At 38.2% G+C, this 14,591-nt stretch carries 12 protein-coding genes; 10 read left to right on the top strand and 2 right to left on the bottom strand.

What is annotated here, in order from left to right:
- Window positions 1–12: 12 nt before the first annotated feature.
- On the bottom strand, window positions 13–1,542 hold the full coding sequence (locus RYH73_RS17245) for an oligosaccharide flippase family protein (RefSeq protein WP_335314697.1): 1,530 nt from the start codon (window positions 1,540–1,542) through the stop codon (window positions 13–15).
- A 181-nt stretch (window positions 1,543–1,723) separates the two neighbouring features.
- On the opposite strand from RYH73_RS17245, the gene RYH73_RS17250 reads away from it, so the two are divergent.
- The 9 genes from RYH73_RS17250 (at window position 1,724) to glmS (ending at window position 12,984) form a co-directional block, all read left to right on the top strand.
- Entirely contained in the window at window positions 1,724–2,668 is a 945-nt protein-coding gene (locus tag RYH73_RS17250) for a glycosyltransferase family 2 protein (protein WP_335314698.1), read from the top strand.
- A complete protein-coding gene (locus RYH73_RS17255) occupies window positions 2,665–3,750 on the top strand; it encodes a glycosyltransferase (RefSeq protein WP_335314699.1) in 1,086 nt (361 codons plus the stop codon). Before RYH73_RS17250 ends, RYH73_RS17255 begins: the two co-directional genes overlap by 4 nt.
- A gap of 112 nt (window positions 3,751–3,862) precedes the next feature.
- Entirely contained in the window at window positions 3,863–5,062 is a 1,200-nt protein-coding gene (locus tag RYH73_RS17260; protein WP_335314700.1) for a glycosyltransferase family 4 protein, read from the top strand.
- Window positions 5,046–6,242 (top strand): O-antigen ligase family protein, encoded by a 1,197-nt coding sequence (locus RYH73_RS17265; RefSeq protein WP_335314701.1) that lies wholly within the window; start codon window positions 5,046–5,048, stop codon window positions 6,240–6,242. Before RYH73_RS17260 ends, RYH73_RS17265 begins: the two co-directional genes overlap by 17 nt.
- Window positions 6,243–7,229 (top strand): glycosyltransferase family 4 protein, encoded by a 987-nt coding sequence (locus RYH73_RS17270; protein WP_335314702.1) that lies wholly within the window; start codon window positions 6,243–6,245, stop codon window positions 7,227–7,229.
- A gap of 65 nt (window positions 7,230–7,294) precedes the next feature.
- Window positions 7,295–8,977: a right-handed parallel beta-helix repeat-containing protein gene (locus RYH73_RS17275; protein WP_335314703.1), complete on the top strand. Its 1,683-nt coding sequence runs from the start codon at window positions 7,295–7,297 to the stop codon at window positions 8,975–8,977.
- Between the two features lie 7 nt (window positions 8,978–8,984).
- Window positions 8,985–9,896, top strand: coding sequence for a glycosyltransferase family 2 protein (locus RYH73_RS17280; protein ID WP_335314704.1), 912 nt, complete (start codon window positions 8,985–8,987; stop codon window positions 9,894–9,896).
- A 176-nt stretch (window positions 9,897–10,072) separates the two neighbouring features.
- Complete coding sequence (locus tag RYH73_RS17285; protein ID WP_335314705.1) at window positions 10,073–10,828, top strand: sugar transferase; 756 nt, start codon at window positions 10,073–10,075, stop codon at window positions 10,826–10,828.
- 320 nt (window positions 10,829–11,148) lie between these two features.
- Entirely contained in the window at window positions 11,149–12,984 is a 1,836-nt protein-coding gene (glmS, locus tag RYH73_RS17290; RefSeq protein WP_335314706.1) for a glutamine--fructose-6-phosphate transaminase (isomerizing), read from the top strand.
- A 319-nt stretch (window positions 12,985–13,303) separates the two neighbouring features.
- On the opposite strand, the gene RYH73_RS17295 is transcribed toward glmS, so the two are convergent.
- Window positions 13,304–14,068 carry a sensor histidine kinase gene (locus RYH73_RS17295; RefSeq protein ID WP_335314707.1) on the bottom strand — a complete coding sequence of 255 codons (765 nt, stop codon included), beginning with the start codon at window positions 14,066–14,068 and terminating at the stop codon, window positions 13,304–13,306.
- 165 nt (window positions 14,069–14,233) lie between these two features.
- On the opposite strand from RYH73_RS17295, the gene RYH73_RS17300 reads away from it, so the two are divergent.
- Window positions 14,234–14,488, top strand: coding sequence for a hypothetical protein (locus RYH73_RS17300; RefSeq protein ID WP_335314708.1), 255 nt, complete (start codon window positions 14,234–14,236; stop codon window positions 14,486–14,488).
- Window positions 14,489–14,591: the final 103 nt, after the last annotated feature.

Consider the following 14,591-nt stretch of genomic DNA (forward strand, 5'->3'; position numbering starts at 1 on the left):
GTTTCAGCAGTTTTAGCTTCTTATTTTTTGTTTTATTTTGCCCGTAAAATTACGAATCAATATTTTTTCATCTGCACACAAACCGAAGCAATAGATACTCAATCCAAAAACAAGGCAAGTGAGGGGTATACTCAATAAAAATCGATGTTGATAGTGTATGTATTTCGTTGCTAAGCCACCGGTAATTAAAGCGATCGTCACCGGAATGATTTCGCGGTAGACCACTCTTGACAGGTAATTACCGATAGATAATCCCCCTAAATATTTTAAGAAGAACATCCGCAACACACATGCAAGAAATTCAATAATAGCGTAGCTTATAATAACCGAATACACTGGATAGTGAAGCGAAAGCAGGATATAAGCTATGGGAAGGTTTAACAATAAAGTAGTACCCACCACAATCTGATAATATTTGATATCACCAATAGCCTGTACAGCAGATTGCAAACCGATTGTTAACTGATTAATCAATGTAGCGATGAGAACAAGCTGACAAAAAACAACCGTATGCGGCGGCACATTTTTCAACCAAAGATTTAGAATAGCTTCCATTTCGAAACATGCAGGTATGGCAATGATGGCCAGCAAGAAAAAACCGAATTTACTTGCCATCATCGCTAAGCGTAGCATTCTTGCCCTATCATTGGCCCCTTCGCTTTTCATAATCTGCGGATTAAGTGCGCGCAATAGTGTCGCCGAAAAAAAGTTAAGCTGCGCTGCCACTTGATTAGCAATTCCATATGCGGCATTGATCACGGCTCCCAGAAAAATGTTTAATAGAACAGCCAGCCCCTGTGTCCTTCCTAATCCACAGAGTGTTCCGAATAAATTCCATCCTGCGAAGGTCGACAACTCTTTCAATAACGGCTTATCTGCTTGTGCCGTAATTCCGTTTAAAGAACAATCAGCATATTTCCGCAGACAATAAACGGCATAAAGAAGAAAACTAACGACACTCACCAAGGCTGTTAAGGCCCCATAAACCATTAAGCGATCATAAGGAAGTACGGTCAACAACAAGGCAATTCCTAGCTTCAACAAAGTTTCAATGACGTTTACAATTGCTACCCAAACCATATTTTCATGCGCAATCAAAGCTCCGTTAAAAGGAACAACTACTACATTAAAGAAGACCGTAGCAGCCATGAAATGGTAAACAAAGCGTGTGGCTTCCAAACGAGCTACCGGAATATTCAGTGTACCATTAAACAAAAACAATCCGGTAATTTCCAAAGCGACAACTATAATGACGGCAATTATTATATGCAAAAGCATGCTATTGCTAAACACACGTTTTTGCATTGGCAGGTCGTCTGCTCCTTGATAGAAAGATAAAAAACGTTGTGTAGAAGATGCCATGGTTGTATTGAGAAAAGATAGCATAAGTACAATCCCGGCAACCAGATTGAACAAGCCATAATCAGTGCTTCCAAGCACGTTTAGCACTACCCTTGTCGTATACAATGTGATGCCGGTGGTAACCAGCATCCTCAGATAAAGTATGGATGTATTAAGAGCTACTCTATTCGCTGCTTGCATTTGCTTGTTTTAGTTTACACAGTGTTGGTCTGACAAAAAGTAAATAAATACTATTCATTTTCTTTTCTAAGCTACGAAATTTAACAACACGGCCATACATATATAAAAATCGTGCCGTTCCTCACCCAAAATCGAACTATTGGACTGAAAATTGTTAGTTTTAGGGAAAGGTAAAACATTCATGGTTAAATTTTCTATCTGCATACCTGCCTATAAAAGTCGATATCTACAATCGTGTATAGAAAGCATTTTGCAACAAACTATTGATGATTTTGAATTGATCATATTGAATGATTGTTCTCCTGAACCGATAGACTCCATCGTGCAACAATTTGAGGATGATCGGATACACTATTATCGTAACGATAAAAATGTTGGCGCCATTAAGTTAGTGGAAAATTGGAATAAATGTTTATCATTAGCCAGGGGAGCCTATATAATGATTATGGGTGATGATGATGAATTAGAGGTGAATTATTTACAGGAATTTTCAGAGCTTATTCACCAATATCCGACATTAAATGTATATCATTGCCGAAGTAAAGTGATCAATGACAAAAGTGAAACTATGATGTTAACACCAGCATACCCGTCATTTGAAAACGTATATGACAGCATTTGGCATCGTTTAGCTCAATATCGATCAAACTATATTTCGGATTTTGTATATCGTGTTGAACCGCTCCGAAAGCAGGGTGGATTTTATAACCTACCGCTCGCTTGGGGCTCAGATGATATAACCGCATTTATTGCTACAGGGCAAACAGGTATTGCACATACCAATAAGGCCATTTTTAGATATAGAAGTAACGCGCTATCCATTACATCCACTGGAAATAATTTACAAAAAATGGAGGCTAACATCGGTTATGCGAAGTGGTTAAGCACATTTCTTCTGGAAAAACCTATTGATGAAGAAGCTATTGTAGTTCATGATTATCTGGTTAAAACTCAAAATCATCTCATGGATAAAAGGAAACTTTTTACGATGGCTTTATCCATGCGTTCTTCTTTAGTCGCTAATTTTTGGTTGTGGTTTAAACATCGTAAGGCGTTTGGTTTGCAAACGAAGCAGATTCTTATCGCTGCTGTAAAAAGTATAAATCTAAGAGAGAAGAGATTGTGAAGATTATATTTAATCCACCCGATAATAAAGAGAATCAATACATTAACCTTATGGTTGCGCCTTTGCGTGCTTCCGGATTTGAAATCTATGCGCTTGATGATTTTTTTTCGTCTTATAAACATTTCAAATCCATTGATCTCGTACATCTTAATTGGTTCGAGAACGTAGATGATAGTAGTTTTTTTGTTGCCTTACGGAGTTTTTTTCGAAAAATGGTCGTATTACTCGCTATAAGGTTATTTAAAAAACCACTTGTATGGACCATGCACAATCGAAGTTCTCATGAAAAAGGTTTACGTTTTTTCAGCCGCACGCTTAACAAGCTGCTAATTAAATGGGCTGATCGTATCATTATACACAGCCACATCTCACGTCATATTTTGATCGAGCGCAATGCACAAGTAGCTTCCAAGATAGTATATCTTCCCCATCCAAACTTTATTGATGTGTATGGGCCTATTCTACCCGGTTCAAATGATTCAAGTGGCATATTAAATCTACTGTTTATCGGCGTCGTTAAGCCTTATAAAAATATAGAGTTGTTAATCAAACTGGCAAAAGAGTTTAAAACAGATCTTATATTAACCATCGCAGGAAAACCAGCATCTGAAAAGTATGGGCGAGCATTGGAAGAAATAGGTAAAGATGCTGAAAATTTAAACCTTCAGTTACGCTTTATTGAAGATACGGAGATTCCAGATCTTTTCCGTGAAGTAGACCTATTGGTTTTACCCTATGATTTAGAAAGCAGCTTAAACTCAGGGACCGTTATTTTAGCATTTTCCTATGGAAAGACCGTTATTTGCCCCCTTATAGGCACGCTGGATGATATGCAAGAGGTACACGAAGACATATTAACGTATCGTTACAACGGGAAGAAGGAACATGAAGCTGTATTAAGAAGAACGATCGCGAATGCGATTAATTTGAAAAAAGCTAAAAACGATATTTTCAAAGAAAAAGGAGTTCGCCTATTCCATTATGTGCAACAACGACATAACAACCAACAAATTGGAAAGGAACTAATCAGCATCTATAAAAGCTTCAAACAATCTGTCAAGAAAGAAGGTAAAACATCGTAGACGAAAAATTTAACAGATGAAATCATTGTTCTATCCTACATGGTATGAATAAATTTGATACCTACCTATAATAGGCAGAGTTTCATCAATATTGAACACCAAATTTATACGAATGAAGATACTCTATATAAATGCCCTATATAGCCCTTTTATACAAGGAGGTGCGGAAATTTCCTTGAAAGCTATTGCAGAAGGGATGCAAGCCACAGGGCATGAAGTTGTTGTATTGAGTTTAAAGCCCAACGGGGTATTGAGTATGGACCAAGTAGATGGTGTAAAAGTTTATAGAGCAGCATTGAAAAACGTGTATTGGCCCTTTGAGAAAACAAGGGCAGGTAAAATGGACCGAATGCTTTGGCATGTTCGGGACCGATACAATACCGCTATGAAACAGGCTGTTAAGGTTGTTCTTGAGCGAGAAAAGCCAGATATTGTTTCATGCCACAACTTAGTAGGTTGGAGCGTTGCTATTTGGGATGAAATAAAATCGGCTCATATTCCTATTGTCCAAGTACTTCATGACCTTTATTTACTATGTCCAAACAGCGATATGTTTAAAGGTAATGCTTCATGCGATAAACAGTGTTTTAGCTGCGCTTTATTAAGACAGAAACATAAAAAGTTATCTACTCAGGTAGATGCTGTTGTGGGTATTAGCAAATTTATTCTCGGGCGTTTTGAACAATATCAATACTTTAACAAGGCCAAAAGATATGTTATCTATAATACAAGGGAAATACCCCAAACACCTCTACCGCCTCCAAGGATAGATGGTTCTACTTTCACGGTAGGCTATATAGGCACTTTAGCGGAAAAGAAAGGTATTGAATGGTTGATCGATCAATTTCAACGACTTTCAATTAAGGCTCAGCTGCTGATAGCTGGCGGTGGAAAAAAAGATTATGAGCTTTTTTTACAAGCCAAAGCCCGGGGAACGAACATTTCATTTATTGGCTACACGAATCCCGAAGCATTCTATAAGACTATTGATGTGCTCGTAGTCCCCTCACTTTGGCAAGAACCTTTGGGTATGGTGGCCATCGAGGCGCTTGCCTATCATGTACCGGTAATTGCGAATGCTGTAGGCGGTTTGCAAGAAACCGTTAAGGATGGTTTCAATGGATTATTATGTACTCATGAGAAGAACAGCTCCCTCGGCGATGCTATACAACGTTTATACGATAACCCTCTACTATACAATACCCTGGTTAAAAACGCACGCTTGTCAGTACAAGTTATTCTCAGCAAACAAAGAATGATAAATGAGTATTCAAACGTATTAAATGAAACCATCCATGGAAACAAGGGATAACCGTTATTCTTTACCCGGCCTTCTACTCTGTTTAGCCTTGTTAAGTGTATTTTTACCTTGGAAAATATATCCAGCCATATTCCTTATCGCATCGGTTGTATTTCTCATTGGAGCCTATCGGTACCATCCAAGCGGTCTTAAAACCTTTCTACAACAGCCATGGGTTTTAGCTATAGGTGTTTTTGTCGTGTATGCATGTGGAAGCTTTTTCGCTACCGCAAACGGTCAAACGCAAATAAGGGACAATCTCATTAAAATGCTTGTCAATTTCTGTTTCTTTACGTCGAGTATTTATTGGCTGAGTCAATGCGAAAAGAAGAATTTAGTCCGCATGATTGATTGGACCATGCATGTCATTTTTGTTCTTTGTTTTATACAGTTATTGATTTATCATCAGGCTTTCCATTTTCACTTATTAACAGGCGCGGCCTCTTCTGCAAAAGGCAGTGCGTTATACAACAAAGATTTATTTTTTTGGGGCCTCAGTGATAAAAACATGTTTGGCGCAAGACTAGCCCTATTTGGTTTGATCTATATTTTAATTCCACTGGTTAGCAATTTCCGTATCAGTTTTACCCGCATTTTACTGATTTTCTCACTCGCTTTTCTTTCGTTATCACGAACACCCATAGTCGCTTTACTTATTGGGGTATTCCTTATTTTTTGGTTTTTTGCCAATAAAACAGTCAGGATCGCTTTGTTTGCTTTCTTATGTGTATTAGCGCCTTATCTATTTATTAAAGTCTTACGCGTAGATACATTAACAGCTTCAAATGACGGTATGGGGGTGCGAATAACATATTGGAAGGCCTTTTTCCAACATTTTCGAGAGATTCAACCCTGGGGCAACGGATTTTTAAAGGGTGGTGATTTTTTACAACAACATGCCGCCTATTACCACGGGGAACCCCACATTCACAATACATTTTTATCGAATTATTTGGAACTCGGTATCGTTGGATTCGTTTCTTATCTCCTTTTCCTTTGTTTTTTTTATCGTTACTGCACACAGATTAATAACCTTCGTAGCTTTTGGCTGGCAGTATTTTTGCCCCTATTAGCCATTATGATGATTCTATATTCGGGTTATGATAATGACATTGTACTGTATTTGCAACTCGCTTTCCTATTAGGAAGTTTTCAAAAAATAGTTAAAGAAAAAATAAATATCGGAATTTAAATGAACACGAAGGTACTCATAGATAGTAGATGGGCAGGAAATACCGGAATTGGTAGGTTGTACCAAGAGGTGATGGACCGGAAACCTCCGCACGTAATGGATGTGCACATAGAAAGCGAGATGCGCCTAGGAAGTCTATACTCTCCTTTTATGCTTGGAAAAGCCATACGCTCTTCCCATGCGGACGTCTTTTATAGTCCTTCCTTTATGCCACCCGCTTTTTCCAATATTCCGTTTGTGATTACCATCCATGATCTGATGCACTTGTTTTATTACTCTTCACTTCATAAAATATATTATCAGCAAGTTATCGCCAGGCTTGCAAAAAAAGCCAAAAAAATAATTACGGTTTCATATCACAGTAAACAGCAATTGACTCAACTTCTCGGTATCGATGAGCATCTTATTACTGTCATTTATAATGGTGTAGACAAACGCTTTGCAGAGAATGAGAATCGTATAAAACTTGAGCGTCCCTACTTGTTGTACGTCGGGAATCGACGCAAGAATAAAAACATCCCTGCTATGCTTCGCGCTTTTGCACAAGCTAAAATAGATAAAGAAATCATATTTGCCCTTTCAGGTGAACCTGACCCGATCTTACTCCAGGAAGCGGAACATCTGGGAATCCAAGAGCGGATAAAATTTTTAGGGTTCATACAAGAAGAGACCTTGCCCCAACTTTATAAAGGCGCTTTAGTTACTATGTACGTTTCACTTATGGAAGGTTTTGGATTACCTATATTGGAATCTATGGCTTCCAGAACACCTGTTTTAACCTCCAATGTCAGTTCTCTTCCAGAAATAGCAGGATCCGGTGCATTATGTGTTGATCCGTTCAATATTAATGAAATGGCAGAAGGTATTAAGCAACTTGTAAACAACAATCAGCTACGAAATTATTATATCGAAGAGGGAACGAAACGAATAGATACTTTTCAGTGGGAACATACCGGCATACAAACCTGGAAAGCAATACTTTCATAACTCAAACCGCAACTATGAAAAATGTGCTATTTACAATTATATTTATAAATCTTATCCTTTGTTGTTTGAGTTGTCAAACAACAACAAAATCCAATAGCACAGGTAAAGGGAAACCCCGCGATACCACAGTTTATCAGGTGTTGGATGTACAGGTTTTTCATGCAAAAGGAGACGGGAAGACAGATGATACAAAAAGCATACAGCAAGCCATTCAAGCAGCGCAAAAAGGAGATACCGTTTTAATACCATCCGGAACCTATTTAGTAAAGACGTTAATTTTAAAATCGGATATTAACATCAAGGGCTTAGGACAGTTGAAGCAAGTTCTTCCCACTGATACGCAAAAATTTTCGCGTGTTGTCCAAAATTCTTCCGCTCCTTTATTTTTTGGAAGGAATCTTCGAAATATCAATCTGCACTTCCGTGCCTCTACCCAAAACGAGGCCTTGTACATTTCAAAGAGCTCCAATATTCGTATTGTAAATACCAATGTCCAAGGAAATGATAAAAAGATATATGCCTTTCCCGGAATGCTATTTTACGAATGTGACACCGTGTCAATCAAGAATAGCCATATTAGTGCCTATGGGGCCGGCCGCCAATCGGCCTCCAAGTACCAAGCAGGAACCGGTATTCGATTATTGTCCTGCAGTAACATTTATATAGCGAATAATCAAATAATCAAGAACGGCGAGAACGGCATTTTCATGCATGGAAGCGGCAGAGCCATTATAAAAAACAATCATATTGCATACAATGGGATGAGCGCTATCCAAATCGGGTTTGGAAAAACAAAAAGAGAGCAATATTTCGATATTTCCAACAATACATTAAATCACAATGCAGCTGACGCGATTGATATCAACAACAAAATAACACCAAATCCCTTTCCTATTCATTGCATTATAAAAAACAATAAAAGTTTTAACAATGGATTTGTTGCAGGTGAATCGACAGTAGATGGATCAGGCTTAGCCACGTTAGTTAATGTAAGCGAAACACGAGTTTTAAACAATACATCGAAAAAATCAAATCGCCCGGCACTTTATCTAGAACGCTGCGGTGTTATTCGTGCTGAAAATAACATAACCGATAATAAAGTAGAGATTGTACAGGCCTTTGATAAGATTTTATTGAAAAACAACACATTCGATGCTTTAACAATACTTTCAAAAGCAAAGGGTGTTACTTTACAATTAATGGAAAATAAATTTCGAACGATATTGCTGCCCAACGATATTGCAATAGATTCCCTTATCCTAATCAAAAATGTCCTTGCTAACACCAGCTTGAATATTAACCTACGGGGGAGGGTAATCATGAATGGAAACGAGATTTTCAGCAATCAGCCAACAGGCGCTATCCTACTTGTAAAAACGCAGGGTGCATCGCTTGTAAGCAATCGTATAAAGAGTACATCCGGTTATGCTGTTACAGTAAGAAAATCAGCAGAAGCAGTCCGTCTGGAACGTAATACAATCCAATCGGTTAATGCATGTGTTATAGATGAAGGTTCGAAAAACTTAACCCTTCAATACAACAAACTTATCTCTATACCAGGCGGAAAGTTGAATAGAACGTTAATAAGCCACAACCCATATGAGCTGATTTTAAAGAGCAATGTACATAAAGGTGGTAAAACAGACAATTCAATCCGTTTAGAGGGTACTGGATCTGCTTATATTGCTGATGAAAAAACAGTCAGTGGGTATCCAGATTATGGTAAGGTTGTTGTTAAGAAGTTGTAACTACAAAATGAAAACAATATTGTATATCCCCACCCTGAATGCCGGAAGGTTATGGTCTTCTGTAATTCAAGGCATTAACAAACAACTTATCCAGCCAGATCGGATCGTGATTATTGATTCAGGATCAACGGACGACACTTTATTGCATCCCTCCATGAAGGATTTTGAGATTATCCACATCGACAAAAAAGACTTTGATCATGGGGGAACAAGGCAAATGGCCGTTAATCGCTTCCCTGACGCAGACTTGTATCTTTTTTTAACCCAAGATGCTATACTTGCGAACGAGCATTCTTTAGGTAATTTGATAAAGGTGTTTGATGAAAATCCACAGGTTGGTGTGGCTTATGGCCGTCAGCTTCCACACATTGGGTCAAAAGGGCTGGAAACCCATGCCCGGTTATTTAATTACCCCGCAAACTCTCAATTGCGCGGACTCGCAAGTAGAAGTAAGTACGGAATTAAAACCGCCTCTTGCTCAAACTCCTTCGCGGCGTACCGAAAAACAGCGTTTGAGGAGGCCGGAGGATTTCCGAGCGGTACTATTTTGGGAGAAGATGTTATTGCTGCGGGGCGTATTATTTTAAACGGTTGGCAACTTGCCTATGTTGCTGATGCACAAGCCTATCACTCACATAGCTATTCCGTAAAAGAGGAATTCAAACGGTATTTTGATATTGGCGTCTTTCATGCTACCAACTCTTGGATCTTCCAACATTTTGGACATGCTGAATCGGAAGGTTTTAGATATGTCAAGTCTGAATTTTCTTATATCATCAAGCATCGTGCTACGGAACTTCCAAAGGCCTTTTTTTCTACCGGAGCCAAGTGGTTGGGATATAAGCTTGGGTTATTTCACAAATACTTGCCGTCTACATGGAATAAGCACTTTTCTATGCACAAAGCGTATTGGAAATGATTATGGAGCAACATGCTTAATAAGACAAAGACCTCCAATTTGTGGAAAAAAATCCCCACTTACCATTCCTAATAAACTGTAATTTAAATCAAAAAGGCGCTTTAATACGCTGCTAAGCAGCATTTGTGTATTTGGCATATTTCTTGGCATTTGCTTCACATATAATTAGAAGAGACATGTTAAGAGATTCGCAAATACAAGAAATGAAACAGGCTACCAGTGTAGATCAAAGCATTGTTGTACCCAATGTAATGCTAAGAACATCTTTTACGAGTTTAATTGAAAATAATTTTCTACACTACGCAGACTTCCCTATTATCCTTATTAACAAAGGAGAAGCACTCGATATAACTTCAAAATTTTTCAAAAGAAGTTTCGATATCATATTTTCCTTGACCGCACTGATTCTTGGTTTTCCATTATTTTTGTTGGTTGCCTTTATTACAAAGATTACTTCTAAAGGGCCTGCTTTTTACAAGCAAGAGCGAATTGGCTTGCACGAGAAGCCATTTTTCATCTATAAGTTTAGAAGTATGTATGTAGATGCTGAGAAATTCGGACCGCAGTTAGCACAAGATATTGATCCACGTATTACGCCATGGGGAAGATTAATGCGTAAAACGCGTCTCGACGAGATTCCTCAATTTTGGAATGTATTAAAAGGTGACATGTCAATTGTTGGCCCCCGTCCTGAACGCGCTCACTTTATCAATCAAATTGTAGACAAAGCGCCAAGCTATAAAAAATTGTTAACGATAAAGCCTGGAATTACCTCTATCGGACAAGTAAACTTTGGCTATGCGCAGACTGTGGACGAAATGTGTGAACGGATGTTATTGGATTTACAGTATTTACAAGAGATTAATTTCTTTGCCGATCTTCAAATCATTTTTAAGACTGTAAAAGTTATGTTCCAAGGAAAAGGTAAATAGGTAACTCCAAACCACCCATATAAACTATACTATTTAGAAGGAGAAGGGATCATGGCCCCTCTCCTTTTTTTATGTTAATATAACGGCTTGGGGATTTCGCTTTAACACACAGATAAGGTATTTATTTTAGGGTTGTGAGTTGCGGGTTGTGCGTATGGTACGTACGACCGATAACTGAAAGCTGATCAAAACCCCTGATGAAGCTCCTTCTTTCGTGAATCGCAAAATTTTACGCAATCGGTTGCGTTGACTGTCTTTTTATTTTATTTTAGCGAGCTATAAACAAATATTACAAAATCACATCCAAAAAAAGCTTAATTATGTGTGGAATCGTAGGCTATATTGGGCACAGAGACGCCTGGGGTATAATAATCAAAGGATTAAAAAGACTTGAGTACAGAGGATATGACAGTGCTGGAGTTGCACTTGTAAATGGAAAAATGAACATTTACAAAAAGACCGGCAAAGTGAATGATCTCGAAAATTTTGCAGAAAATGAGGAATTATCGGGCACGTTAGGAATGGGACATACCCGTTGGGCCACACACGGTGTACCCAGCGATCGCAATGCGCATCCTCATCTTTCCGGAAGTCAAAAATTAGCAATCGTTCACAATGGTATTATAGAGAATTACGCCGCCATCAAAGAAATGCTTATGCAGAAGGGACACACCTTTTTAAGCGATACAGATACAGAAGTTCTCATTAAACTTATTGAACAAATTCAGCTAGAAGGCGAAACCGATCTGCGGGAAGCCGTTCGAGTTGCTTTGACACATGTGACAGGTGCATTTGCGATCGTAATTCTAAGCAAGGACGAACCTGATTTATTAATTGCCGCCAGAAAAGGTAGCCCCATGGTGATTGGAATAGGAGAAAAAGAATATTTTGTTGCCTCCGATGCATCTCCAATCGTTGAGTATACTAAACAAGTTTATTATCCAGATGATAATGCTATTGTATTTCTTAATCGGGAAAACATGGAGATAAGGGATCTCTCCAACCTAGAAATAACACCTTATATTCAAGAACTTGAATTAGAATTAGAGGCATTAGAAAAGGGTGGTTATGAACATTTCATGCTAAAAGAAATTCATGAGCAACCTCGATCTATTGCCAATTGTATGCGTGGACGGATTTATGCTGAAGAAGCGCGAATCAACTTGGGGGGGATTAGCGAGTATGCCAATAAATTTCTGCAAGCACAACGGATTATTATCGTATCCTGTGGCACCTCGTGGCATGCAGGATTAGTAGGCGAGTATTTAATCGAAGAATATGCACGAATCTCTGTTGAAGTGGAGTATGCTTCTGAATTTAGGTATAGAAATCCTATAATAGGGAAAGAGGATATTGTTATTGCCATTTCTCAATCCGGCGAAACAGCCGACACAATGGCAGCTGTTGAGCTAGCAAAAAAGGCCGGTGCTACGATCTTTGGAATATGCAATGTTGTTGGATCTTCTATTCCAAGATTATCTCATGCTGGTATGTATACCCACGCGGGCCCGGAAATTGGTGTAGCATCTACTAAGGCTTTTACCGCACAAGTTACAGCACTTTCTTTACTATCATTATATATTGCTCGCCACCGAGGTACACTTCCTGCTTCTAAGATTGCGACCTTATTGGCTGAATTACAAAAGACACCCGATCTCATTCAAACCTGTTTAAAAAGCGAGTCGCTTGTCCAATTGATTGCCAGCGAAATAAAGGACAGCACCAATTGTTTGTTCTTGGGCCGTGGCATAAATTTTCCTGTAGCGCTTGAAGGGGCATTAAAATTAAAAGAAATCTCTTACATTCATGCAGAAGGTTATCCTGCGGCAGAGATGAAACATGGTCCAATCGCACTAATAGACGAACAAATGCCAGTGGTAGTCATCGCAACGAAAGATTCATCTTACGAAAAAATCATAAGTAATATACAGGAAGTAAAGGCGCGTAAGGGCAAAATTATTGCGATCGTGACTGAAGGTGATACCGTTATCCGGGATATTGCTGATTATATTATAGAAATTCCTTTTTGCGAAGAGGCTTTAACTCCCATACTTGCGACTATTCCGCTTCAACTATTGTCTTATCACATTGCCGTAATGCGCGGCTGCAATGTTGATCAGCCAAGAAATCTGGCAAAATCAGTCACCGTAGAATAATTCTTCGAGGCGTCCAGCACAAGTACCCGTAGAACCACCAACGGGTACTTATTGTGCTTAGACTATTCACACATGAAAAACGTCGATATGATATAAGTTTATATTCTTTGATAAAAATACAATTTATTTTTTATTTCAATAAAAAAAATTCAAATATTTTTTCAAACTGTTACTTATTTACAAAAAGAAGCCGTTTGTACACAATCAATGTTTAGTGTGTAGATCTATGAACATGGGTGGCTTTAGAAGATAGGTAGTGTTATATACTTCTATATTTGATCGGGCAACATAGTTAGCATTCAGTCCCTTACAAAAGGCATTAGGCTGTTGCTTTTATAAATTCGAGCCGTACATTTGTTCCTTTCGCGAGTGTAGATTGTACCGAGAGCTTTCCTTGCTGCATCTCCATAAAGTCACGGCAAATCATCAACGTAATGCCAATCCCTTTTTCTCCTGCAGTTCCCAGAAATTTGATTTTATTGGGGTTGTAAATATTTTCAAGTGTTTCTTCACTCATTCCGATTCCATTATCCCTGATGTCAATATACATCTTGTCATCATTAACTTCTCCCAAATCAATCGAGATACTACCCGCATGACCTGTAAACTTAATTGCATTATCTAAAACATGTTTAATAATAAATTGAGCTAACATTGGGTAACCCATTGGCGATGCCATTTCCGAACAGGGGACAACATGAACCGTTAATTGTTTTGACTGAATGGAGGAAGCATGTTGCTCTAGGACAGTTGTAATAATATGTGCTAAATTCAATTTCACCGGTTCTTCGTCCAACTCCATTGATTGCTCTCTGGTCCAAACAACGGTTTTATTGAATCCTTCCAATTGCAGTTCGGCTGTTTTCTTTAATTCGGGCAGTAATTCTAAAAATACTTCATCATCAATACCCTGCTTCAAATAGTTATCTACGAACCAGATGGTATTTCCCAGAAAACCTCTCAAATCATGCACTAGCAAGCTAATCCATTTTATTTTTAACTGATTACTGTCTTCCAATCGCAAAATGGTCTTTTCTTGTTCTGCGATGATCGCTAATAACTCCTCTTTACTTTTTGATAGCATTTATAAATCCCATTAAGAAAACTTCAGACCAACCGTAAGTCAATTACCCCCATTTTTAAAGACTAATGTTAAATCTAATATTTTTTCCATGCATTTTTAAATAAAATAATAAAAACACCGAAACACTTCTTTTTGTTATGTAACTATCAACAGCTACTACATTTTATGAATGAGCCGATTACCATTGCTTTGCTCGAAAAACTAAAAGAAAGTGGATTTATGACTTTAATAGCAAGTGCGCAGGACGGGTCCGATCTGGTATATATTCCGAGTAAAGAGCCTGAAAATAGCGATCTTATGGATGACGCATCGATCACTGCACTAAGTGAAAAGGAATTGCTAGGGGTAGATGAAGTACTCAATAATTTTTCCTATTATCAAGCAAAAGGCATCGAAATCGAAATAGATGAGGGAGAATAGGGTACTAGTTATTAGTTATTAGCTATTCGAAGTAACGTTTCTAAGAAGAGTATATTCAACTATTTGACTACTCAACTATCTCGCACTTCATGAAATGAATAAC

The organism is Olivibacter sp. CPCC 100613 (assembly GCF_036959255.1).
Lineage (GTDB): Bacteria > Bacteroidota > Bacteroidia > Sphingobacteriales > Sphingobacteriaceae > Olivibacter.

What these genes read in the sequence shown, in the direction of transcription:
- RYH73_RS17285 (WP_335314705.1), top strand. Translation starts at nt 10,073, where the DNA reads ATGTTAAGAGATTCGCAAATACAAGAAATGAAACAGGCTACCAGTGTA.
- glmS (WP_335314706.1), top strand. Translation starts at nt 11,149, where the DNA reads ATGTGTGGAATCGTAGGCTATATTGGGCACAGAGACGCCTGGGGTATA.
- RYH73_RS17245 (WP_335314697.1), bottom strand. Translation starts at nt 1,542, where the DNA reads ATGCAAGCAGCGAATAGAGTAGCTCTTAATACATCCATACTTTATCTG.
- RYH73_RS17260 (WP_335314700.1), top strand. Translation starts at nt 3,863, where the DNA reads ATGAAGATACTCTATATAAATGCCCTATATAGCCCTTTTATACAAGGA.
- RYH73_RS17300 (WP_335314708.1), top strand. Translation starts at nt 14,234, where the DNA reads ATGAATGAGCCGATTACCATTGCTTTGCTCGAAAAACTAAAAGAAAGT.
- RYH73_RS17250 (WP_335314698.1), top strand. Translation starts at nt 1,724, where the DNA reads ATGGTTAAATTTTCTATCTGCATACCTGCCTATAAAAGTCGATATCTA.
- RYH73_RS17295 (WP_335314707.1), bottom strand. Translation starts at nt 14,068, where the DNA reads ATGCTATCAAAAAGTAAAGAGGAGTTATTAGCGATCATCGCAGAACAA.
- RYH73_RS17280 (WP_335314704.1), top strand. Translation starts at nt 8,985, where the DNA reads ATGAAAACAATATTGTATATCCCCACCCTGAATGCCGGAAGGTTATGG.
- RYH73_RS17265 (WP_335314701.1), top strand. Translation starts at nt 5,046, where the DNA reads ATGGAAACAAGGGATAACCGTTATTCTTTACCCGGCCTTCTACTCTGT.
- RYH73_RS17270 (WP_335314702.1), top strand. Translation starts at nt 6,243, where the DNA reads ATGAACACGAAGGTACTCATAGATAGTAGATGGGCAGGAAATACCGGA.